We start from the raw sequence: 18,845 nt of genomic DNA, 5'->3' as shown, positions 1-18,845 counted from the left end.
ACATTTGGCGTTGGGAGAACACTAAGCGAGCTAACGAGTGAGGACTAGACGGTTAATTCGGCAAGGGTTCATGAGGTTTGCTCATCAGTCCCGGAATCGAGGGCCTGAAGTGCTCAGCGTCAGATGCCAGTGCAGGGTTGGTGGCGAGTATGCTGGGGAATTCAACCCACCGGAAACAGCAGGGTGGCGGCTAGCCCGCCGCTTGCTCGATTATGCAAACGCACCTGCCCGCCCATCCGGTCAACGATGGTCGCCACGATGGAAAGCCCAAGGCCTGCACCATTGGGGCTGTTACGGCTGTAGAAACGCTCGAATACGCGCGACAGGCTGGCCTCATCGATACCCGGCCCCTCGTCCTCGACGACCAGCTCGACGTGATTCTCCAGGCGCCTGAGTGACACCGTGATGCGGCCAGCGGGTGGTGAGTGCTCCACCGCGTTCGACACCAGGTTCTGCAGGGCGATGCCCAGGGCGCCGGCATCGATTGTCAGGTGATGGTCGCCTTCACCGATATCCAGCGAGGGCTCCAGGCCGCGGTCCAGTATCCACGGGGTCAGGTCGGCCAAGGTCTCGGTGGCCACTTCGGCCAGGTCGATCTCAGTACTGGCTCGCTGCCCCAACCTTGGCTCGACACGGGCCAGCGTCAGCAACTGATTGACAACCCGGGTAAGCCGGTCCACCCCACCCATCAGAAAGCCCAGCGCTTTGTGTCGCTCGGCCTCGTTGCTGGCCTCCAGCGCGTTCTGCGCGTGCAGGCGGAGGACGGCCAAGGGTGTGCGCATTTCGTGGGCGGCATCGGCAATGAACCGATGCTCACGCCGCAACAGGTCCTCGATCTGCGCCAACAGGCGGTTGATGGCGGCCTGCATGGGCTCCAGCTCCGAGGGCAGAGGCACCAACTGCAACGGCTCTAGCGAATCGGCGTGACGCCCACGGATGATGTTGGCCATGTTCTGCAACGGCCGCAGTCCCCAGCCGATAGCAGCCCAAACCAGCAGTGCCAACACCAGGCTGCCGAGCAGGAACGGGAACAGGGTGTGGCGAACGATGCGATCGATCAAGTCGTAGCGCACATCGTCACGCTCGCCCACCCAGATTACCCAGTGTCGTTCCGGCACCGGCAGCACGAAACCGCGCCATTGCTCGCCACCACTGGAAAAGTCGTAGAAACCGGGGGCCGTCGGTGGAGGGTCGATGGTCGGTGCACTGGGTGTGTGCACCAGCAGGCCAGCGCCGTCCTGCCAGACCTGGAATGCCAGCTTGCTCTCGTAGGGGTGGCCTACCCGATGGTGGCCCGCCTGGGCCAATGCCTCGTTGAATGCCTGGTACATCGCTTCACGCGAGCCACTTTGCACCGGCAGGCTCATGACGCCCTGCAGCAAGCGAGCGTTTTGAGCCAGGTGCGCGTCGTACACCTCGTTAATTTCATGGCGGCTGTCGTGATAGTTATAGAGCGCCAGCAGGCCGGTCCCCAGCAGCAGCAACAGCATCACCCGCCACAGGGTGCGTTGGCGCAGCGAGCTCATGCCTTGGCCTCGACCAGATAGCCAATGCCGCGCACCGTACGGATCAGCCCGTTGAACAGCTTTTTGCGCAGCTGGTAGATATTCACCTCCAGCGTATTGCTCTCGGGTTCCTCATCCCAGCCATACAGCAGCTGGGTCAGGCGTTCGCGGGTGAAAACCTTGCCCGGCTGCGCCAGCAACTCGTGCAACAGCATGTATTCCTTGGGGGTCAGCACCACTTCAACGCCGTTGTATTGAACTTGCTGGGTCGCTGGGTCGAGGCTGACGCCGGCATGCTCGATCATGACCTTGGCGCGGCCGGCGCTGCGCCTGAGCAACGCGCGCAAGCGTGCCTTCAGCTCGTTGAGGTCGAACGGCTTGACCAGGTAATCGTCGGCGCCGGCATCGAGGCCGGTGATGCGATCATCGAGGGCATCCCGTGCGGTGAGGATCAGCACCGGAAGGCTGTCGCCGCCGGCGCGTACCCGCCGCAGGAGTTCAATGCCATCCATGCGCGGCAATCCAAGATCCAGGATCACCAGGTCGAAGCTCTCGTGCTGCAACGCATGCAAGCCACTGACACCGTCCCGCAACCAGTCGAGGGTGTAGCCCTGCTGGCGCAAACCGTCGCAGATCCCCTCTCCCAGTGCGATATCGTCCTCAACCAGCAAAAGCCGCATGTTCAGTCCTGTTTGTCCTTGATCGCCTTGAGTAAAGCATCGATATCCGCGCGACGACCCTGATCAGCTAGCTCACGCCCTGGCCGCGGTGGGGCTTGCAAGGCTTTGTGTAGGGCTGCGGTAGCCTCCGGGTAGCGTTTTTGCCGATACAGATGATCAGCCCAGAAATAGTTGCTGTCGATACCGCCGGGGTTGATCTGCAGTGCTTTGCGCAGCATCTTGTCGGCCATCTCGGCATCACCGAAACCAATCGGCCAACCGGGCACTTGATCGTACAGCGTGCCCAGGCTGGTATAGGCCGAACCCTGCAGGGCGTTGGGGTCCAGTTTCATGGCCTGCTCCAGGCTAGCCTTCGCGGCCTTGACTTTGCCTAGCGCGCCAAGGCCACCGGTGGCCCCCGCCCAGCTGCTGTTGATGATGCCCTCCCAGATCAATGGCTCTGGGGTACCGGGATACTGGTGAACGAAGGCCGTCGCGTCACTCGCCAGCTTTTCGAAGGCGTCAGCACGTTTGTCCTTCGGTAACTGGTACTGGATCTGCGCCCAGCGCTGCTGTAGCTCACTCAGGTGCTGTGTGCCGGTCTGATCCAGCGCCCAGGTGAAGGGTGCGAATGCCAGCAAGCTGGCGATGAGCAGTCGCTTCATTTGATCGACTCCTTGGAGTGGCTGCCGATGTAGCGGCGAATGACAGGCAATTGTTTGCGCAGTGCTCGGTCGACTACACCCGGCAACATGCCGTTAATGCGCACGAAGAGCTTTTCCGGCCAGCCCAGGTAAAGCTCGCTGCGTTCAGACTCCACGGCCTGAAGCACTGCACGGGCGACATCCGCCGGGTCGTCCATGCCGACTTTCAACGCTTGATTGAGCGCTGTCGCAGCACTGCTATTCATCGCGGTGCGGGTCGCCCGGGGCGCTGCATAGAGCACATTCACCGTGGTGTCGGCCAACTCGCGCCGCAGCGCTTCCGAAAAGCCACGCAGGGCGAATTTGCTGGCGCAGTAGGTGGCATAGCCGGGGTAGCCTATCGAGCCATAGGTGGATCCGACATTGACCACCAGCGCCTTGGGCTGGGTGCGCAGCAACGGCAGGCAGCCACGTGTCAGTTGTATCGGCGCCTTCAGATTGATGTCCAGCAGCTCATCGAGCTCGTGCTCGCCCAACTGATCGAGCAAGGCGAAGCGGTTCACCCCGGCAGCGTTGATCAGGACGTTGACATTGCCCATCTCGCGGGCTCGACCGACCACTTGCTCGCGCCCTGCCTGGCTGCGCAGGTCAGCTTCTTGCCAACGCAAACGGTCCGGATACCGATTCATCAGGCCAGCCAGCTTGCCCATGTGCCGGCTGACCGCCAGCACCTGGGCACCGGCAGCGCACAATTGCCCGGCAAGTTCCAGTCCAATACCCCCGCTGGCGCCGGTGAGAACCACCACGGATTCAGGCAATCGCATGACGCACCTCGTGCTGCGCGGCGCGCGGCAAGCCCTGGAACATCTCGGTGTACAAGCGGTAGACGACCTTTGCGGCGTGGATGACAGCCTGCTGGTCGCCCTCGTCATCGAGGCGGTCCATCAACTGCTTGTAGGTCACCATGTGGTCCTGGTCGAGCGCACCATGGGAGCTGAGGTAGCTGAACGCCTGGCCAGGCAAGCCCAACGTGCTCTGGATGGTGGCCGCCGCCTGCGTGGCCAGGGCGATGCTGGTGCCTTCCAGTACGTTGACCATGCCGAACAGCCCGACAGGGTTACCGCGTGCAATCAGGTCGTAGAGGTAGGCGACCATCAGCTCGATTGGTAGCGCTGGCCGACCATCACGCACGGCTTCCCAGTTGCCGCCGCAGGCGTTGATGTCGTTGAGGATCCACTGTTCGTGGCCGTACTCCTCATCGATGTATTCGCACACGGCACCGCGCAGCCATTCCAGGCGCGACGGCAAACGCGCGCCACAGGCCATCATCAGCGGCACCGTATGGCGGACATGGTGGTAGGCCTGGGTCAGGAAGGCGACGTAGCTGTCCAGGCTGACCTGGCCGGCCAACGCGTCCCGGATTACGGGCACTGCGAACAACGCCTGACGCTCCTCGGCAGTTTGTGTTTGCAAAGCATCGAAAAATGACATGGTGAACCTCACAACGCGATGTCGGATAACAGGGTGTGGTAACGCTGCAGGATCGCCTCGCGCCGTGGGCGGCCGTTGGCAGTCAGGGTTTCATCAATGGGGCTTAGCGGGGCCGGCAAACGGCGCCAGGCATGTACATGGGCGTAATCGGGCAGTTGCGCGTTGCAGTGCCGTACGGCCTGCTCGATAGCCTCGTCGCTGGCGGCGGGGTCCAGTGGCCAGAGCAGCGCCAGGTTGTGCGGCAAGGCTTCGCCATGCACGAATGCCTGTGCAATCACGCCGCCCTGAGTCAGCTCCGACTCAACCCACTCCGGGTTGACGTTACGACCGAAGCTGGTGATGAACTGGTGCTTACTACGCCCGTCAAGGTACAGATAGCCCTCTTCGTCGAGGTGACCGAGGTCGCCCGTCGCCCACCATTCGCCGGTGACCGGCGCCTCTTCCAGGTAACCCAGCAAGGTCGAGCCAGCCACCAGCACCTCGCCGTCGTCAGCAATGCGCACCTGCACATGGGGCAAGGGCTTACCGACGCTGCCAGGGCGAACGGCCCCCGGTCGGTTGAGGGCAACCACAGAGGCGCATTCGGACAAGCCATAGCCTTCGAATACTGGCAAGCCCACGGCATCGGCCCGAGCCAGCAGGTGGGGTGATACCCGGGCGCCGCCCACGGCCACGAATCGCAGTGGGCCAACCCCCATGAGCCTGCGCTCGATAGCAGTGACCAGCCCCATCAGCAGTTGCGGCACGAGGATCAGACTTTGTGCACCGCTTAGGGCAATCGCAGCGAGCAAGCGCTTGAAATCCACCTGGCTTGCGCCGCCCATGCCCAACTGTTGCTGCGGGTAGAGCTGGACGCAGGCGCCCGCCATGAGCGCGGCGTATACGCCGAGGTTCTCCAGCAATACACCCAGTGGCAGTACCGCCAGGTATTGCTGAGGCTCGGTTGGTCGGCTTGCAGCTTCCAGCTCCCGCGCTACCCGCAGCATGGCCTCGGCGCCCAGGCATACGCCCTTGGGGCTTCCGGTACTGCCGGAGGTGTAGGTGATTTTTGCGGTGCCCGCCGGCAATTCAGGCGCGACGACGCCATCACGCGTCAGAAAGCCTTCTGCCGGCTTTTGGGTAAACCCTTGCTCAAGGAGAAGGGCGGTCCACTGCGTCTCGCACAGCACGCTCGTGGCACCACTCTGCTGCAGGCAGTGCCGGAACTGAGCCGGGCTGAAGAACGGCGGTACGATCACACAAGTGCGCTCGGCGAAAAGAGCCGCCAAGTCCCAGAAAAGCAGCTCAGGCCCGTTATCCAGCACCATGACGAACGTGCCCGCTGGCCTGGTCAGCAAGCTGGCTACACGGAATTCGACCTCGTCAAGCAATTGCCGGTAGGTGAAACACTGCGCCGGGCCCCGAACAGCTACAGAATCGGGTTTTTGCTGGGCATGCTGGAGCAACAACGCGTGAAAGAGATGCAGTTCATGCGGCATGACCGGTCTCCTGGGCCAGCTTGGGAAACCCAAGGCGTTGGAACACCCCCGCCCGGGTCAGGGCATCGAAGCCATGGCCGATGTTGCCGGCGAACACCTGTGGTCGTTGGTCGTAGTACGTTCCCCACTGATTAGACTGCCCCTGCAAGCGCTCAGGATCAGCCGCAGCCAGTACGGTAGGCATCAAGCCCAGCCGTTGAAAGCTGTTGATCAGTGTCGCCGCGCCGGTGAATGCCACCCACTCCAGGCCACGCGAAGCCAACAACCAAGTCACGGCAATGATCATGATTCGGGCGCTGCCAGCGCTGAGTGAGGCCAGGTTGCCCACTTCGACCATGCCTGTACGGTCCAGGGCAACACCGGCGACCTGCGAAACAGCGACCTCCAAAGGAGCGTCCAGATACCGCTCGAGAAACAGAGCCCCGTCGCAGGCTGGTCGCATGCCGGCCGCTGCGATCAGGCGTCCGTGGCTGTCATGCAATGCCAGCAGCTCTGGCAAGTAGTGCTGCACATCCGCTTGGTGCACGGTGGCAAAGCACTGGTGGATGAAGTGCTCCAGATCCTCGCGTGAAGCGTCGCCTGCCAGATGAAGCGACAACTGCGCGTGGTGGTCGGCATGACTGCCTACAGGAAGCGGGAGCAGGCTGCTCCATTCAGATTCGCTCATAAAACTCCCCCGATTGGGTTCGACGGAGAGAATTATCAGGCGCGAATCTGAAGGGAATCTGAAGTCAAACAGCACAAAGCGTCTGAGATCCGGATTAGTCGCAGGAGATCGAGCACTCGGTCACTGCCCCCGCTGCGTGTTCAACTGGATGACAGTGAAAGCCCGATGCAGGCACCAGCGCGCTTTGGCCAAATGGATCCCGTCAGTCTATGCCAGGCCCCCCACTGCATCTTGAGCACTTATCTTGAACCTCATCTCTGAGGCGATGGTCATCAGCAAGAGGGCGAGTGATATCGTCTCGGCGCCCTCATCAAATATTGAAACGTTCTCAAGCTATGGTGAACTCAAGCCCAATCCAACATTGATGGAGTCAGGAAATGGATTATTCCAGCATGGTTGAATCGTTGGACAAGATGCTCAAAGACGCGGCTACAGCACAATCCGGCTTGCAGGCATCAAGTGGCGGCTGTCATCGATGGATTCGCTGCCATTCGTCCGCGACTTCGCCCATCGTTGAGGGTGCCCCGGTTTTGATCCATGCCATAAAGGTACGGTCGAACTTGAATGACGCGCCACATTCACTGAGCAGAAACTGACGAACCTTCTGCGTGTTGCGGTAATGCTTGTCCAGCGGGGTGGCTCTGGTGATCGGGCCGGCGTGCCAGTCGAAGCTCATGGTCTGTTCCTTGACTGTTGAGAAGGCAAAAAGCCCGTAGAGGATCATCTACGGGCGTTGTGGTCGTGCGGAATGATCAGCTTTGAGGCAATCAACCTTCGAACTGGATCACCATACGCCCTTTGATCTTGCCTTCCAGCATCTCGTCGAAGATCTGGTTGATATCCTCGATTGGCCGCAAAGTCACCTTTGGCACCACTTTGCCTTCAGCCGCAAACTGGAAAGCTTCCTGCAGATCCTGGCGTGTCCCTACCAGCGAGCCCACCACTTCGATGCCATCCAGCACCAGGCGGGGAATGTTCAGGTCCATGGATTCCGACGGAAGCCCGACGGCAACCAGTCGCCCGCCAGCGCGCAGGGCGTCTACGGCCGAGTTGAACGCGCCTTTGGCGACGGCAGTCACCACGGCGGCGTGGGCGCCACCGGTCTTGGCCAGGATAACCTTTGCGGTGTCTTCGTTGAGCGGGTTGACCACCAAGTCTGCGCCCATTTCGCTGGCGAAGCGCAGTTGCTGCTCATTGACGTCGATGGCAATCACTTTGGCGTTGAAGACGTTCTTGGCATATTGCAGGGCCAGGTTGCCCAGCCCGCCGAGGCCGTAGATGGCAATCCATTGGCCTGGGCGGATGTTGGAAATTTTCACTGCCTTGTAGGTCGTGACGCCGGCGCAGGTGATGCTGCTGGCGGCAGCGGAATCGAGGCCGTCGGGTACTTTGACCGAGTAGTCGGCCTTGACGATGCAGGCTTCGGCCATGCCACCATCCACGGTGTACCCGGAGTTCTTCACCTCGCGGCACAGGGTTTCGTTGCCGCTGTTGCAATACTCGCAATGCCCGCAACCCTGGTAAAACCAGGCAACACTGGCACGGTCGCCCGGCTTGAGCGAGGTGACGCCCGGGCCGACTTCCTGAACCACGCCGATGCCTTCGTGGCCCAGCACTACGCCGGTCTTGTCACCGAAATCGCCATTTTTCACGTGCAGGTCGGTGTGGCAGACACCGCAGCATTGCATCTTCAGCAGCGCTTCGCCGTGTTCGAGTGGGCGCAGGGTTTTCTCTACCACGTCCACGCGACGGCCTGGTGCAACAACAGCAGCTTTCATAAGAGCCTCCGTGTCTATCCGAGTGAGCTTGGGTTATCGCTGGGTTAGCATAGCCCTTGCCGGGTCGGGCAAAACTGCTTCAGGTCATGCTTCAAGAACACGTCGCAAAAGAAAAGCCCGCGGCAATGATGCGGCGGGCTGCAAAAACGTACGGAGCGGGGCCAGTGTGCCAACCCGGTTGTCAGTATTTCGTGAAGCTCAGGTCATGAGGCTGTCATGCTCCCAAAGCCATAAAAAAGCCCGCCATGAAAGGCGGGCAAAAGACGTTTGAAGGGAGAGACTGCAGGCTGCGCGTGGCCGGTTAACCCAGGATTAAGCGGCAACACATTGACCTCGGAACCTGATACGCCTATACAGGCCTGCCATCACCCCAGGAGCCAGCATGCACGACGAAGACGACCTGCACGAACCCGAGCACGATCACCTGCTTGACCATGAATTTCTCTACGACGACATGGAGCCCGAGGCGGATGCCCAAGGCGCCGAGGATGAAGTGGAAGAAGACGAGGAAACGCTGGATGACCTCGATGACGAGGAGCGTGATCACCCAGCCTGGTTCGATGACTGCGAAGACGACTGACTCAGCGCCCGTCCACCGAAAAACGCCCTGGGCCGCTCACGGCCAGCAACAGCAGGCCGCCCATGATGCCCATGTTTTTCAAAAACTGGGTCATGTTGGCGCTGCGTTCGGGGTCGACCATGTTCCAGAACGGGTGGCCCAGCAGCGCGGTGCCCAGCACGAACAGCGCGAACAGAAACGCCAGCGGACGGGTGTAGAAGCCCAGGATCAGCAGGATGGCGACGACAAACTCCATGATTACGGCAATTGCAGCCGCCAGCATGGGGGCAGGGGCGCCTAACGACGTCATGTAGCCAACCGTGCCATCAAAGCCGGTGAGCTTGGCCCAGCCAGACAACACGAACAGGATCATCAGCAGTACGCGGGCGATCAGGATAATGATGTCGCGTTGGCCATCGAACAGGGAGTAGCGCATGGTGGCGTTCCAGTGGACGGGGACACGTTCCACTCTAGCAGCTGCGCAAGATATTGCTGGCAGGCAGCAAAAAGGCGCCGCAAGGGCGCCTTTTCAACGAAGTTTGGTGCGAGTGGCGGGACTCGAACCCGCAAGGCTCACGCCGACAGATTTTAAGTCTGCTGTGTATACCAATTCCACCACACTCGCACGCTTGAAAGGGCCGCAACGACCAGCTCGCTTCTAAGCAGAAGGGCTTTGCAATCAAGCGCGCTTTATAACCCATTGTTATAGTTGAGTCAACTGCAGCACCTATGATCAACAGAATGAAGGGTCGAACCACTGGATAATTGACACCTTGCTGTCATTACGCCACTGTTGCCCCCTTTATTGGATCCAAGAGTATGCGGCGATGGCTCAGTCCGACGCTAGCGAGCGTGTAGTGCGCCCACGGCTGCTCTGGCGGCTGCTGTTTGCGCTGGTGATCGTGTTGGGGGCGTTTCTTTACCTCAGCCTGATCAGCCTGGGTGGCTACCTGTTGATGCTCGGTTTCGATGCCGAGCACCCACAGCCGCAGCGGTGGATGGCTCTGGCTGGCGGCGGGGGGATCATGCTGGTTGGCCTGTGGCTGCTGAAAGTTGCCATGCCACGCCGTATCAGCCCTGCGTTGGTCGAGCCTGAACGCTGACCATTGGTAGCCACAGGGTGCCGTTGGCGGTTACCCTCGGCTAAGCTCACATCGTCCCTCCTGCTGTGCCAGTGGAGTTTTCATGGTTTCAGCTGACTGTCTCGATCACCCTGCCATACCTGCCCAGCGCTATGAACAGCTGGTGCAGTCGGTGGTGGATTACGCCATCTATATGCTCGACCCGACCGGCCATGTGGTGTCGTGGAATGCCGGCGCGCAACGGATCAAGGGCTACCGCGCCGATGAAGTGATCGGCCAGCATTTCTCGCTATTCTTCACCCCCCAGGATTGTGCCGACGGCCGCCCCGAGCGCTTGCTGCGCCAGGCGCTGGAGCAGGGTGTGGCGCAGGATGAGGGCTGGCGGGTGCGCAAGGATGGCACACAGTTCTGGGCGCTGGCGGCGCTGGACGTGATCCGCGATGACCAGGGCCAGATCATCGGCCTGGCCAAGGTCACGCGAGACATCACCGACCGTCGCGAGTCGGCGGCGCAACTGGACGCCGTGCGCGCCCAGCTGTTCCAGGCGCAGAAGCTGGAAGCCTTGGGCCAATTGACCGGGGGGCTGGCGCATGACTTCAACAACATGCTGACCATCATCATCAGCTCGGCGCGCCTGGCGCTGGCCAGTCAGGACCCGGCGCGTATCCAGCGCATGCTGCAGCACATTCTCGATGCGGGGCAGCGGGGCACCGAACTGACCCAGCAGCTGCTCAGCTTTGCCCGTCACCGCCGCCTCGATGTGGCGTGCGTCGCACCGCAAGACCTTGTCGCCGCCACCCGTGGCCTGTTGGAGCACGCACTGCCCAGCTCGATTGAACTGCAGGTGCAGTTGCAAGCGGGCTTGCCGTTGATCGAAGTGGATGCCGGGCAGTTGCAGATGGTGCTGCTGAACCTGCTGTTCAATGCCCGCGATGCCATCGCCGGGGAGGGCCGGATAGGCCTGACGGCCGAGGTGGTCGAGTTGGCTGGCGAGGTGGAAGGGCTGCAAGGCAGCTTCGTGCGCTTTGTGGTGGAAGACAGCGGCGAAGGGATTGCACCAGAAGTATTGCCGCGCATCTTCGAGCCATTCTTCACCACCAAGCCCTTTGGCAAGGGCACTGGCCTGGGCCTTAGCCAGGTGTATGGTTTTGCCAGGCAGAGCGGTGGCGCCATTTGTGTCGCCAGTGAGCTCGGCCAGGGAACTTCCATGCAGCTTTACTTGCCAACGTATCAGGACAAGACCAACAGCCCATTCGACAGGTAAGCATCATGGCGCAGGCACTCAGGCGGTTGGTGACAGGTATCGAAGGGCTCGATGCGCTGCTGAAGGGCGGCCTGGTAGCCGGCGCCTCCTACATCATTCAAGGCCCGCCGGGTGCCGGCAAGACCATCCTGGCCAATCAGTTGGCCTGTGGGCACGTGCGTACGGGCGGCCGGGTGCTGGTCGCCACCTTGCTGAGCGAGTCGCATGAACGGCTGTTCCAGTACCTGTCCACCCTGGACTTTTTCGACCCGACGCTGGTCGGCGACCAGATCCAGTTCGTCAGTGCCTTCGACACCCTTGAGCAGGAAGGGCTGGATGCCGTGGTGCGGCTGCTGCGCCAGGAAATCGCCCGGCAGCAGGCCAGCCTGTTGATTGTCGATGGCGTGCTCAATGCCCGGGTGCGCGCCGAAACCGCGCTGGATACCAAGAAGTTTGTCTCCGAGCTGCAGGGCCATGCGGCCTTTGCCGGCTGCACCGTGCTGCTGCTTACCAGCGCACGGCTGGACGAGGGCAGCCCGGAGCACACCATGGTCGACGGGGTGATCGAGCTGGGTGAGCAACTGGTGGGCAGCCGCGCCGTGCGCCATATCCAGTTGCGCAAGACCCGCGGCAGTGGGGCGTTGTCGGGGCGCCACGAATGCCTTATCGATGAAAGCGGCATGCACGTCTACCCGCGCCTGGAGGCGTTGTTCAGCCACCCCAGCCAGATGGGCAGTGCCACTCCGGCGCGCGTCGGCAGCGGTGTGCCATCCCTCGATGAGATGCTCGATGGCGGCTTGGCCATGGGTTCGGTCAGTCTGTTGATCGGGCCGTCGGGTATCGGCAAGACTTCACTGGGGCTGGCCTTTCTTGGCGCCAGCACCAAGCAGGCACCGGGGTTGCACTTCGGCTTTTACGAAACGCCCGACCGCCTGCGCAACAAGGCCGCATCGCTCGGTTACGACTTTGCAGCCATGGAGCAGGAGGGTAGCCTGCAGTTGTGCTGGCAACCGACTACCGAGGGGCTGCTGGACCAGATCGGTGCGCGCCTGCTTGAGCGTGTGGAGGCCCATGGCAGCAAACGCGTATTGATTGACAGCCTCGGGGCGTTCAGTCGCCTCGCTGTCGACCCGACGCGGCTCAATGCGTTTTTCCGTGCCATCGCTGGCGAGCTGCGTGCGCGTGATGTGAGCGTGATGCTGACCTGGGAAATGCGCGACATCTTCGGCTCCGAGATCAGCGCCCCGGCCCCGGACCTGTCGAGCATTGTCGACAACCTGATGCTGATGCGCTTCGTCGAGCTGGATTCGCAACTACGGCGCATGCTGTCGATCCTCAAAGTGCGTGACAGTCACCACGACCCTGCCTTGCACGAGCTGCTGATCGGGCCGCAGGGCATTACCCTGCGCAGGGCATTCGAAGGTGCCTGCGGTGTGCTCTCGGGTACGCCGACACCGCAGGGGAGTGGGTGACGGATGAGCCAATGAACACCATCCTGATCGTAGATGACGAATACCTGATTGCCGATATCCTCGGTTTTGCGCTGGAGGACGGAGGCTATCTGGTGGAAAAGGCGAGCAACGGCAGCAAGGCGCTGGAGGCGTTGAGGGAGAAACGCGTTGAGCTGGTGATCACCGACTACATGATGCCGCTGCTCAACGGTGAGGAACTGGTACGTGCCATGCGCGAAGACCCGACGCTGTGCGAGTTGCCGGTCATTCTGATGAGCGGCGCGCAGGCCAGCCAAGGATGCCCGGCCCTGTTCGCCGCAATATTCGACAAGCCGTTCGACATGGACGAGATGATCGCCAAGGTGCGTCAGCTACTGGGCACCTGAGGCTGGCGGTCGAGCGCGTCCTTGCACGCTTGAGAGGGTAGGCTCAGTGTGAGTCGTCGTGCTTTTCCGGGGCTGGGCTACCGGCCTGGATGCGTTTGAAAATTTCTTCGCGATGGACCTGGACATCTTTCGGTGCATCGATCCCGATCCTCACCTGCATCCCTTTGACGCCCAGAATGGTGACTTTGATGTCATCGTTGATGACGATGCTTTCGCCAACCTTGCGGGTGAGTATCAGCATGTAGTTCTCCTTGGTGATGTAAAAAACCGCTGGGCCAGTTGCCGCGGCGGTGGGAGCGTGTCCCTCTTCCTTCTCATTAAAGACGCTTTCGGCGGATAGTAATTCCCCGACAGACAAATTCTGTTGCGTATCTTCAGTTGCAGGTGCCGAAACAAACCGCCAGCGGTTTGTCGGCCAAGGTGCTCGATGGCAAGAATAGGGGGCTTGGCGGCCAATGGGAAATTTCTTCGCATCATCGCCTGAATAGACAGGCTTAATGGCCATCCTGTTCCTCAAGTGCCTGAAGAAATAGCAACAATGCCACTTCTTCAGGGTCCAGGCCCTTGCGCATACGGCGCTTCGGCAAGTTGCCCAGCCGCCCCAGGGCATAGTGTTCAAGTACGGCCGGGTGAATGTAGCAGCGCCTGCAGACTGCGGGCGTGTTGCCCAGCCGTGTAGCCACCTGGCGGACGATGGCAGCGACCTGGCGCTTTGCCTCGGTCTCGGGCTCCCAGGCCAAGGGCCTGAGCAGGTTCAGGGCCAGGCTGCTGCCGGCCCAGGTGCGGTAGTCCTTGGCAGTGAAGTCGGCGCCGGTCAGCTCCTGCAGGAACTGGTTGACCTCGCTGGAGCCGATGCTGTGGCGCTGGCCGTTTTCATCCAGGTACTGGAACAGCGCTTGGCCGGGCAGTTCCATGCAGCGTTTGAGCAGGTTGGCCAGGCGCCGGTCGGTGAGGGTGACGTCGTGCTCGACACCCCGCTTGCCGCGGAACTGGAAACGGATACTGCTGCCCTTGACCTGAACATGGCGGTTGCGCAGGGTGGTCAGCCCGTAGGACTGGTTGTCGCGCAGGTAGCGCTGGTTGCCGATGCGGATCAAGGTGTGGTCCAGCAGGCTCACGACCAATGCCATGACCTTTTCCCGGTCCAGGCCTGGCCGTGCCAGGTGGGTTTCCAGTTGCGCGCGCAGTTTTGGCAAAGCCTCGGCGAAGGCCAGCATGCGCCCGTACTTGTGCTGGTCGCGCAGTTCGCGCCACTGCGTGTGGTAGCGGTACTGCTTGCGGCCACGGGCATCGCGACCGGTTGCCTGCAAATGGCCCTGCGGGTCGGTGCAGATCCACACATCTGTGTAGGCAGGCGGAATCACCAGCGCGGCTATGCGCGCAAGGGTGGCGCTGTCGCGCACCCGCTGGCCATCGGCATCCAGGTAAATGAAGCGGTCGCGCCAGCGTCGCCGGGTCAGGCCCGGCTGGCTGTCGTCAACGTAGTGCAAGCTGCGCGGCAGGGGGCAGTCGAGCATGGCGGGCAGGCCTCGATCAGGTCATTGATCAATGGACAACACCCGCGCGCAGGATGCTCAGCCCAGTAACGCCACCGACTTTATCTGGGCGAACAGCAGTTGGCCCGGGTGCAGGCCGAGCTGGTCTGCCGAAAAGCGCGTGATGCGCGCGAGCAAGGCATTGCCGGCGGCATCCAGGCTGACCAGCACATGGGCAGGGTTGTCGGCCGGGCGGCTTTCGCGCACCTGCACCGGCAAGCGGTTGAGGATGCTCGATGTGCTGTCGGCCGCCAGCGCCAGGCTGACGTCACGGGCCTGCACCTTGACGCGCAAGGTGCTGCCCATCACGTGGGCCGGGTGGGCGATGCGCAGCACCGGCCCTGAGCCGCCGGGCAGGCGCAGGTCGAGCAGGTCGTAGTGCGGGTCGTGGCCGACCACCAGGCCTTCGAACACCACGCCAGCGTCCTCGCCCTGGGCCAGCGACAGGTCGAGGCGGGCCAGGGTTTCGCCAATCGGGCCGCTGGCGACCACCAGGCCTTGCTCCAGCAACACCAGGTGGTCGGCCAGCCGCGCCACTTCATCCTGGGCGTGGCTGACATACACCAGCGGAATGTCCAGTTCATCGTGCAGGCGCTCAAGGTAAGGCAGGATCTCACGCTTGCGCGGCCCGTCGAGGGCCGCCAGCGGCTCGTCCATCAACAGCAGGCGTGGGCTGCTGAGCAGGGCACGGGCAATGCCCACCCGCTGCGCCTCGCCGCCAGACAACGTCGCGGGGCGGCGTTCCAGCAAGTGGCCGATGCCCAGCAACTGGCAGGCGTGGTCCAGGCTCACCTTGCGTTCAGCCGCCGCCACCCGGCGCCAGCCGAATTCCAGATTGCCGCGCACCGACAGGTGCGGGAACAGGCTGGCCTCCTGGAACACGTAGCCCACTGGCCGCAGGTGCGGGGCCAGGAAGTGGCCGCGGCCGCTGTCTTCCCAGACTTCGCCGTTAACCTCGATGTAGGCGCTGGCGGCCCGTTCCAGACCGGCCAGGCAGCGAAGGCAGCTGGTCTTGCCGGAGCCCGAGTGGCCGAACAGCGCGCTGATGCCGCGCCCGGGCAGGTGCAGGTCAACGTCCAGGGTAAAGTCGTCGCGCGCCAGGTTCAGGCGCGCCACTATCGATGCTGTCATTTCAGCTCCAGCCAGCTTTGCCGCGGCGTCCGGCGTACAGCAGGAGCAGCACCAGGAAGGAAAACACCAGCATGGCACCGGCCAGCCAGTGGGCTTGCGAATACTCCATGGCCTCGACGTGATCGAAGATTTGCACCGAGACCACGCGGGTCTTGTCGGGGATGTTGCCACCGATCATCAGCACCACGCCAAACTCGCCCACGGTATGGGCGAAGCCGAGGATGCTGGCGGTGAGGAAACCGGGGCGGGCCAGCGGCAGCACCACATGAACGAAAGTGTCCCATGGGCTGGCGCGCAAAGTGGCGGCGACTTCCAGCGGGCGCTGGCCGATCGCGCCAAATGCATTCTGCAGCGGCTGCACCACGAATGGCATGGAATACACCGTCGAACCGATCACCAGGCCCGTGAAGCTGAACACCACGCTGCCCAGGCCCAGCGCCTGGGTAGCCTGGCCGAGCCAGCCGTGCGGCCCGAGGGCGATCAGCAGGTAAAAGCCGATCACCGTGGGTGGCAATACCAGCGGCAGAGCCACCACCGCACCCACCGGCCCTCGTAGCCATGAGCGCGTACGCGCCAGCCACCAGGCGATGGGGGTGCCGATAACCAGCAGGATCAGGGTGGTCAGGCTGGCCAGTTTGACGGTCAGCCAGATTGCACCCAGGTCACTGGCGTCCAGTGGCATCAGAGTTCATAGCCGTAGGACTTGATCACCGCAGCGGCTTTCGGGCCTTTGAGGTATTCGACCAGCGCTTTGGCGGCCGCATTGTCCTTGCCTTTGTTGAGGATCACCGCGTCCTGGCGGATTGGGTCGTGCAGGTTGGACGGCACGATCCAGGCGGAGCCGTTGGTTACCTTGCCGTCCTTGTAGATCTGCGACAGGGCGACGAAGCCCAGCTCGGCATTGCCGGTGGAGACGAACTGGAAGGCCTGGGTGATGTTCTGGCCTTCGACGATCTTGCCTTTGGTGGCTTCGGTGAGCTTCAGCTTGTCCAGCACCTGGGTGGCGGCCAGGCCGTAAGGTGCCGCTTTCGGGTTGGCGATGGACAGGTGTTTGTAATCGTTTTTCTTCAGTACGTCACCCTTGGCATCTACGTAGCCTTCCTTTGCCGACCACAGGGCCAGGGTGCCGATGGCGTAGGTGAAGCGCGACCCAGGGACGATTTCCTTTTCTTCTTCAAGCTTCTTCGGGGTGCTGTCGTCAGCGGCGAGGAACACTTCGAACGGTGCGCCGTTCTTGATCTGTGCGTAGAACTGCCCAGTGGCGCCGTAGGCTGCGACCAGTTTGTGGCCGGTGTCTTTTTCAAAGTCTTTTGCGATGGCCTGGATCGGGGCTGTGAAGTTGGCTGCGACCGCGACCTGAACCTCATCGGCCCAGGCAGTGTTGAAGGCGAAGAGGGTGGCCAGGGCGGTGACGGCCAGGTGGGATGGGCGGATACGCATGCAGACAGCTCCTTGGGGTTATCGTTATGTGCTGAACTATATAGCGATAGGCCATTTGCCGGGAAGGGGCTGGGTGATGCATTTGCAGGCTCGGCCTCTTCGCAGCACAAGGCTGCTCCTACAGGAGCAGCCTTGTGCTGCGAAGAGGCCGAACCTGTATATGAAGATGCCTAACGATTAACCAGGGCCAGTGCCTTTTCGGCGATATCCCGGGTCAGCTCCCCCGCAGGTACGTGCCGCCCCAGCCGCAACGCCTGCCCCGACCACAGGTTACTGAAGTCACTGTTACCTTGCGGATCGGTGATCGCCCGCAATGGCATCAACGCTCCACCCGCCAGCGGGAAGCGCGGTGCCAGGTCGCTCATCGGCCCCAGCTCGCGCATGATGCGGTTGTTGATGCCGCGCGCCGGGCGGCCGGTAAAAAGGTTGGTCAACGCCGTGTCGCTCGCGGGCGCGCTGTCCAGCGCCAGGCGATGCGCCGACGAAACCTTGGCCTCGGGGCAGAACAGGTAAGCCGTGCCGATCTGCACTGCCGAAGCGCCCAGTGCCAGCGCCGCCACCAGGCCACGGTGGTCGCCGATACCGCCTGCGGCAATCACCGGCACGCTGACCGCGTCCACCACCTGCGGCACAAGGGCGAAGGTGCCGATCTGGCTGGTAATGTCGTCGCTGAGGAACATGCCCCGATGGCCGCCGGCTTCATACCCCATGGCGATGATTGCGTCACAGCCATTGCGTTCCAGCCAGACCGCTTCTTCTACCGTAGTGGCGCTGGACAGTACCTTGGCACCACTGGCCTTCACCCGTTGCAGCAGGTCAGCCTTGGGCAGGCCGAAGTGGAAGCTCACCACCTCCGGGCGCAGTTGCTCGATCAGCTTGCAGCTTTGTTCGTCGAACGGCGCACGATTGGACACTGGCGTGGGGGCCGTGAAATCAGCACCCGTTTCGTTGTAATAAGGCTTAAGGGCCTGCTTCCAGCGGGCATCGCGCTCGGCATCGGGCGCTGGCGGCTGGTGGCAGAAGAAGTTCAGGTTCAGCGGGCGGCCCGGGCAAGCGTTTCGAAAGGCTGCGATCTCGCCCCGTACTTGTTCGCCTGTGAGCATGGCGCAGGGCAGGGCGCCAAGCCCTCCGGCGTTGGCCACGGCGACGGCCATCGCCGACCCGCTGGCGCCGGCCATGGGCGCCTGGAGGATGGGCAACTCGATGCCCAGCAGATCGAGGATACGACGGTCGGGCCAGTTGCTCATGCAGTTCTCCTTGGCGCGCAGCCTTACAGTGCCTTGCTCACCTGAATATCGCTGATCTTGTCGGCGTCGTCGCCGTGGATCTTGCGCAGGGCATCGAGTGCCTGTTCCTGCGACGCGTCGGGCATGACGGCGAAATCCCAGCGGCGCTGGCCGTCGAGCTTGTATTTGATGACGTACTTGATGTTCTGGGTCATGGCAGTCTTATCTGAGTTTCGACGACGAGCGACGGATGATCTTGATCTTGTGGCTCAAGGTGGGCTTGCGCGTAACCGAGATCGGGCGGGTGGTCACGGTGTCGATGGTGATGTTCCAGAAGCCGGTGCTGGGTACCGTGATCTTGGCCGGGAAGTCAACGAACTGGCCGCCATGGTAGGTGTGACGGCCGCCGTTCTTGAAGCTGCGGAAATTGGCGTCGTTCATCAGGCGGATGTTGCAGCGCTGGGAGCATTCGATAACGACGATGTCGTCCTCGTTGAGGTGCTCGCGCTGGTGTACGAATTTCATGTGATGCTCCGCAAGGTTTGGATCTGTAAAGGCAAAAGATACCAC

The 18,845-nt window shown here is 62.1% G+C and carries 23 protein-coding genes and 1 tRNA gene; 5 read left to right on the top strand and 19 right to left on the bottom strand.

What is annotated here, in order from left to right; translation table 11 throughout:
• Nucleotides 1-161 precede the first annotated feature (161 nt).
• The 9 genes from WF331_RS10505 to adhP form a co-directional block, all read right to left on the bottom strand.
• Complete coding sequence (locus tag WF331_RS10505; RefSeq protein WP_016498940.1) at nt 162-1,526, bottom strand: sensor histidine kinase; 1,365 nt, start codon at nt 1,524-1,526, stop codon at nt 162-164.
• Nucleotides 1,523-2,185: a response regulator gene (locus tag WF331_RS10500; protein ID WP_284363190.1), complete on the bottom strand. Its 663-nt coding sequence runs from the start codon at nt 2,183-2,185 to the stop codon at nt 1,523-1,525. Before WF331_RS10500 ends, WF331_RS10505 begins: the two co-directional genes overlap by 4 nt.
• A 2-nt stretch (nt 2,186-2,187) precedes the next feature.
• Entirely contained in the window at nt 2,188-2,829 is a 642-nt protein-coding gene (locus tag WF331_RS10495; protein ID WP_016498942.1) for a hypothetical protein, read from the bottom strand.
• Nucleotides 2,826-3,632: an SDR family oxidoreductase gene (locus WF331_RS10490; RefSeq protein WP_016498943.1), complete on the bottom strand. Its 807-nt coding sequence runs from the start codon at nt 3,630-3,632 to the stop codon at nt 2,826-2,828. The genes WF331_RS10495 and WF331_RS10490 overlap by 4 nt, the downstream gene beginning before the upstream one ends.
• Entirely contained in the window at nt 3,619-4,299 is a 681-nt protein-coding gene (locus tag WF331_RS10485; protein ID WP_084966335.1) for a TenA family transcriptional regulator, read from the bottom strand. The genes WF331_RS10490 and WF331_RS10485 overlap by 14 nt, the downstream gene beginning before the upstream one ends.
• 8 nt (nt 4,300-4,307) lie before the next feature.
• The gene (locus WF331_RS10480) at nt 4,308-5,777 is read right to left on the bottom strand and encodes an AMP-binding protein (protein WP_284396382.1); all 1,470 of its coding nucleotides are present in this window, start codon (nt 5,775-5,777) and stop codon (nt 4,308-4,310) included.
• Nucleotides 5,767-6,444, bottom strand: coding sequence for a thermostable hemolysin (locus tag WF331_RS10475; RefSeq protein WP_241799766.1), 678 nt, complete (start codon nt 6,442-6,444; stop codon nt 5,767-5,769). Before WF331_RS10475 ends, WF331_RS10480 begins: the two co-directional genes overlap by 11 nt.
• Nucleotides 6,445-6,913: 469 nt before the next feature.
• On the bottom strand, nt 6,914-7,120 hold the full coding sequence (locus WF331_RS10470) for a DUF6434 domain-containing protein (protein WP_016498947.1): 207 nt from the start codon (nt 7,118-7,120) through the stop codon (nt 6,914-6,916).
• Nucleotides 7,121-7,211: 91 nt separating this feature from the next.
• Nucleotides 7,212-8,222 (bottom strand): alcohol dehydrogenase AdhP, encoded by a 1,011-nt coding sequence (adhP, locus tag WF331_RS10465; RefSeq protein WP_340622878.1) that lies wholly within the window; start codon nt 8,220-8,222, stop codon nt 7,212-7,214.
• Between the two features lie 382 nt (nt 8,223-8,604).
• On the opposite strand from adhP, the gene WF331_RS10460 reads away from it, so the two are divergent.
• Complete coding sequence (locus WF331_RS10460) at nt 8,605-8,802, top strand: hypothetical protein (protein WP_063425561.1); 198 nt, start codon at nt 8,605-8,607, stop codon at nt 8,800-8,802.
• Between the two features lies 1 nt (nt 8,803).
• Here the strand turns inward: WF331_RS10460 and WF331_RS10455 are convergent, their stop codons facing one another.
• The gene (locus WF331_RS10455; protein ID WP_340622877.1) at nt 8,804-9,217 is read right to left on the bottom strand and encodes a DoxX family protein; all 414 of its coding nucleotides are present in this window, start codon (nt 9,215-9,217) and stop codon (nt 8,804-8,806) included.
• Nucleotides 9,218-9,321: 104 nt separating this feature from the next.
• Nucleotides 9,322-9,406, bottom strand: a tRNA-Leu gene (locus WF331_RS10450).
• 202 nt (nt 9,407-9,608) lie between these two features.
• Here WF331_RS10450 and WF331_RS10445 point away from each other — a divergent pair.
• From WF331_RS10445 to WF331_RS10430, 4 genes are all read left to right on the top strand, one after another.
• Nucleotides 9,609-9,884, top strand: a complete 276-nt coding sequence (locus WF331_RS10445) for a hypothetical protein (protein ID WP_016498951.1) — start codon at nt 9,609-9,611, stop codon at nt 9,882-9,884.
• 82 nt (nt 9,885-9,966) lie between these two features.
• Nucleotides 9,967-11,127 (top strand): two-component system sensor histidine kinase NtrB, encoded by a 1,161-nt coding sequence (locus WF331_RS10440; protein WP_340622876.1) that lies wholly within the window; start codon nt 9,967-9,969, stop codon nt 11,125-11,127.
• A gap of 5 nt (nt 11,128-11,132) precedes the next feature.
• Complete coding sequence (locus WF331_RS10435; protein WP_284396397.1) at nt 11,133-12,578, top strand: ATPase domain-containing protein; 1,446 nt, start codon at nt 11,133-11,135, stop codon at nt 12,576-12,578.
• An 11-nt stretch (nt 12,579-12,589) separates the two neighbouring features.
• Nucleotides 12,590-12,943 carry a response regulator gene (locus tag WF331_RS10430; protein ID WP_340622875.1) on the top strand — a complete coding sequence of 118 codons (354 nt, stop codon included), beginning with the start codon at nt 12,590-12,592 and terminating at the stop codon, nt 12,941-12,943.
• 43 nt (nt 12,944-12,986) lie between these two features.
• Here WF331_RS10430 and csrA read toward each other — a convergent pair whose 3' ends face one another.
• The 8 genes from csrA to WF331_RS10390 all read right to left on the bottom strand — a co-directional run bounded on the left by csrA (nt 12,987) and on the right by WF331_RS10390 (nt 18,800).
• Nucleotides 12,987-13,184 (bottom strand): carbon storage regulator CsrA, encoded by a 198-nt coding sequence (gene csrA, locus WF331_RS10425; RefSeq protein WP_004375914.1) that lies wholly within the window; start codon nt 13,182-13,184, stop codon nt 12,987-12,989.
• Between the two features lie 253 nt (nt 13,185-13,437).
• Entirely contained in the window at nt 13,438-14,460 is a 1,023-nt protein-coding gene (locus tag WF331_RS10420) for a DNA topoisomerase IB (RefSeq protein ID WP_016498955.1), read from the bottom strand.
• A 57-nt stretch (nt 14,461-14,517) separates the two neighbouring features.
• Nucleotides 14,518-15,609, bottom strand: a complete 1,092-nt coding sequence (gene modC / locus WF331_RS10415) for a molybdenum ABC transporter ATP-binding protein (RefSeq protein WP_049276975.1) — start codon at nt 15,607-15,609, stop codon at nt 14,518-14,520.
• Nucleotide 15,610: 1 nt separating this feature from the next.
• The gene (modB, locus tag WF331_RS10410; RefSeq protein ID WP_284396401.1) at nt 15,611-16,291 is read right to left on the bottom strand and encodes a molybdate ABC transporter permease subunit; all 681 of its coding nucleotides are present in this window, start codon (nt 16,289-16,291) and stop codon (nt 15,611-15,613) included.
• Complete coding sequence (gene modA, locus WF331_RS10405; protein WP_174370151.1) at nt 16,291-17,049, bottom strand: molybdate ABC transporter substrate-binding protein; 759 nt, start codon at nt 17,047-17,049, stop codon at nt 16,291-16,293. Before modA ends, modB begins: the two co-directional genes overlap by 1 nt.
• 170 nt (nt 17,050-17,219) lie before the next feature.
• Nucleotides 17,220-18,296 carry an NAD(P)H-dependent flavin oxidoreductase gene (locus WF331_RS10400; RefSeq protein WP_016498958.1) on the bottom strand — a complete coding sequence of 359 codons (1,077 nt, stop codon included), beginning with the start codon at nt 18,294-18,296 and terminating at the stop codon, nt 17,220-17,222.
• 23 nt (nt 18,297-18,319) lie between these two features.
• Entirely contained in the window at nt 18,320-18,490 is a 171-nt protein-coding gene (locus tag WF331_RS10395) for a hypothetical protein (protein WP_016498959.1), read from the bottom strand.
• A 7-nt stretch (nt 18,491-18,497) separates the two neighbouring features.
• Nucleotides 18,498-18,800, bottom strand: coding sequence for a DUF1883 domain-containing protein (locus WF331_RS10390; RefSeq protein ID WP_016487931.1), 303 nt, complete (start codon nt 18,798-18,800; stop codon nt 18,498-18,500).
• Between the last annotated feature and the right edge of the window lie 45 nt (nt 18,801-18,845).

It is taken from the genome of Pseudomonas sp. YNh (genome assembly GCF_037993085.1).
Classification (GTDB): domain Bacteria; phylum Pseudomonadota; class Gammaproteobacteria; order Pseudomonadales; family Pseudomonadaceae; genus Aquipseudomonas; species Aquipseudomonas putida.
This window is presented reverse-complemented; position numbering and strand designations above follow the sequence as displayed.

Coding starts and splice junctions, on each gene's coding strand:
- WF331_RS10505 (WP_016498940.1), bottom strand. CDS start 1,526: ATGAGCTCGCTGCGCCAACGCACCCTGTGGCGGGTGATGCTGTTGCTG.
- WF331_RS10500 (WP_284363190.1), bottom strand. CDS start 2,185: ATGCGGCTTTTGCTGGTTGAGGACGATATCGCACTGGGAGAGGGGATC.
- WF331_RS10495 (WP_016498942.1), bottom strand. CDS start 2,829: ATGAAGCGACTGCTCATCGCCAGCTTGCTGGCATTCGCACCCTTCACC.
- WF331_RS10490 (WP_016498943.1), bottom strand. CDS start 3,632: ATGCGATTGCCTGAATCCGTGGTGGTTCTCACCGGCGCCAGCGGGGGT.
- WF331_RS10485 (WP_084966335.1), bottom strand. CDS start 4,299: ATGTCATTTTTCGATGCTTTGCAAACACAAACTGCCGAGGAGCGTCAG.
- WF331_RS10480 (WP_284396382.1), bottom strand. CDS start 5,777: ATGCCGCATGAACTGCATCTCTTTCACGCGTTGTTGCTCCAGCATGCC.
- WF331_RS10475 (WP_241799766.1), bottom strand. CDS start 6,444: ATGAGCGAATCTGAATGGAGCAGCCTGCTCCCGCTTCCTGTAGGCAGT.
- WF331_RS10470 (WP_016498947.1), bottom strand. CDS start 7,120: ATGAGCTTCGACTGGCACGCCGGCCCGATCACCAGAGCCACCCCGCTG.
- adhP (WP_340622878.1), bottom strand. CDS start 8,222: ATGAAAGCTGCTGTTGTTGCACCAGGCCGTCGCGTGGACGTGGTAGAG.
- WF331_RS10460 (WP_063425561.1), top strand. CDS start 8,605: ATGCACGACGAAGACGACCTGCACGAACCCGAGCACGATCACCTGCTT.
- WF331_RS10455 (WP_340622877.1), bottom strand. CDS start 9,217: ATGCGCTACTCCCTGTTCGATGGCCAACGCGACATCATTATCCTGATC.
- WF331_RS10445 (WP_016498951.1), top strand. CDS start 9,609: ATGGCTCAGTCCGACGCTAGCGAGCGTGTAGTGCGCCCACGGCTGCTC.
- WF331_RS10440 (WP_340622876.1), top strand. CDS start 9,967: ATGGTTTCAGCTGACTGTCTCGATCACCCTGCCATACCTGCCCAGCGC.
- WF331_RS10435 (WP_284396397.1), top strand. CDS start 11,133: ATGGCGCAGGCACTCAGGCGGTTGGTGACAGGTATCGAAGGGCTCGAT.
- WF331_RS10430 (WP_340622875.1), top strand. CDS start 12,590: ATGAACACCATCCTGATCGTAGATGACGAATACCTGATTGCCGATATC.
- csrA (WP_004375914.1), bottom strand. CDS start 13,184: ATGCTGATACTCACCCGCAAGGTTGGCGAAAGCATCGTCATCAACGAT.
- WF331_RS10420 (WP_016498955.1), bottom strand. CDS start 14,460: ATGCTCGACTGCCCCCTGCCGCGCAGCTTGCACTACGTTGACGACAGC.
- modC (WP_049276975.1), bottom strand. CDS start 15,609: ATGACAGCATCGATAGTGGCGCGCCTGAACCTGGCGCGCGACGACTTT.
- modB (WP_284396401.1), bottom strand. CDS start 16,291: ATGCCACTGGACGCCAGTGACCTGGGTGCAATCTGGCTGACCGTCAAA.
- modA (WP_174370151.1), bottom strand. CDS start 17,049: ATGCGTATCCGCCCATCCCACCTGGCCGTCACCGCCCTGGCCACCCTC.
- WF331_RS10400 (WP_016498958.1), bottom strand. CDS start 18,296: ATGAGCAACTGGCCCGACCGTCGTATCCTCGATCTGCTGGGCATCGAG.
- WF331_RS10395 (WP_016498959.1), bottom strand. CDS start 18,490: ATGACCCAGAACATCAAGTACGTCATCAAATACAAGCTCGACGGCCAG.
- WF331_RS10390 (WP_016487931.1), bottom strand. CDS start 18,800: ATGAAATTCGTACACCAGCGCGAGCACCTCAACGAGGACGACATCGTC.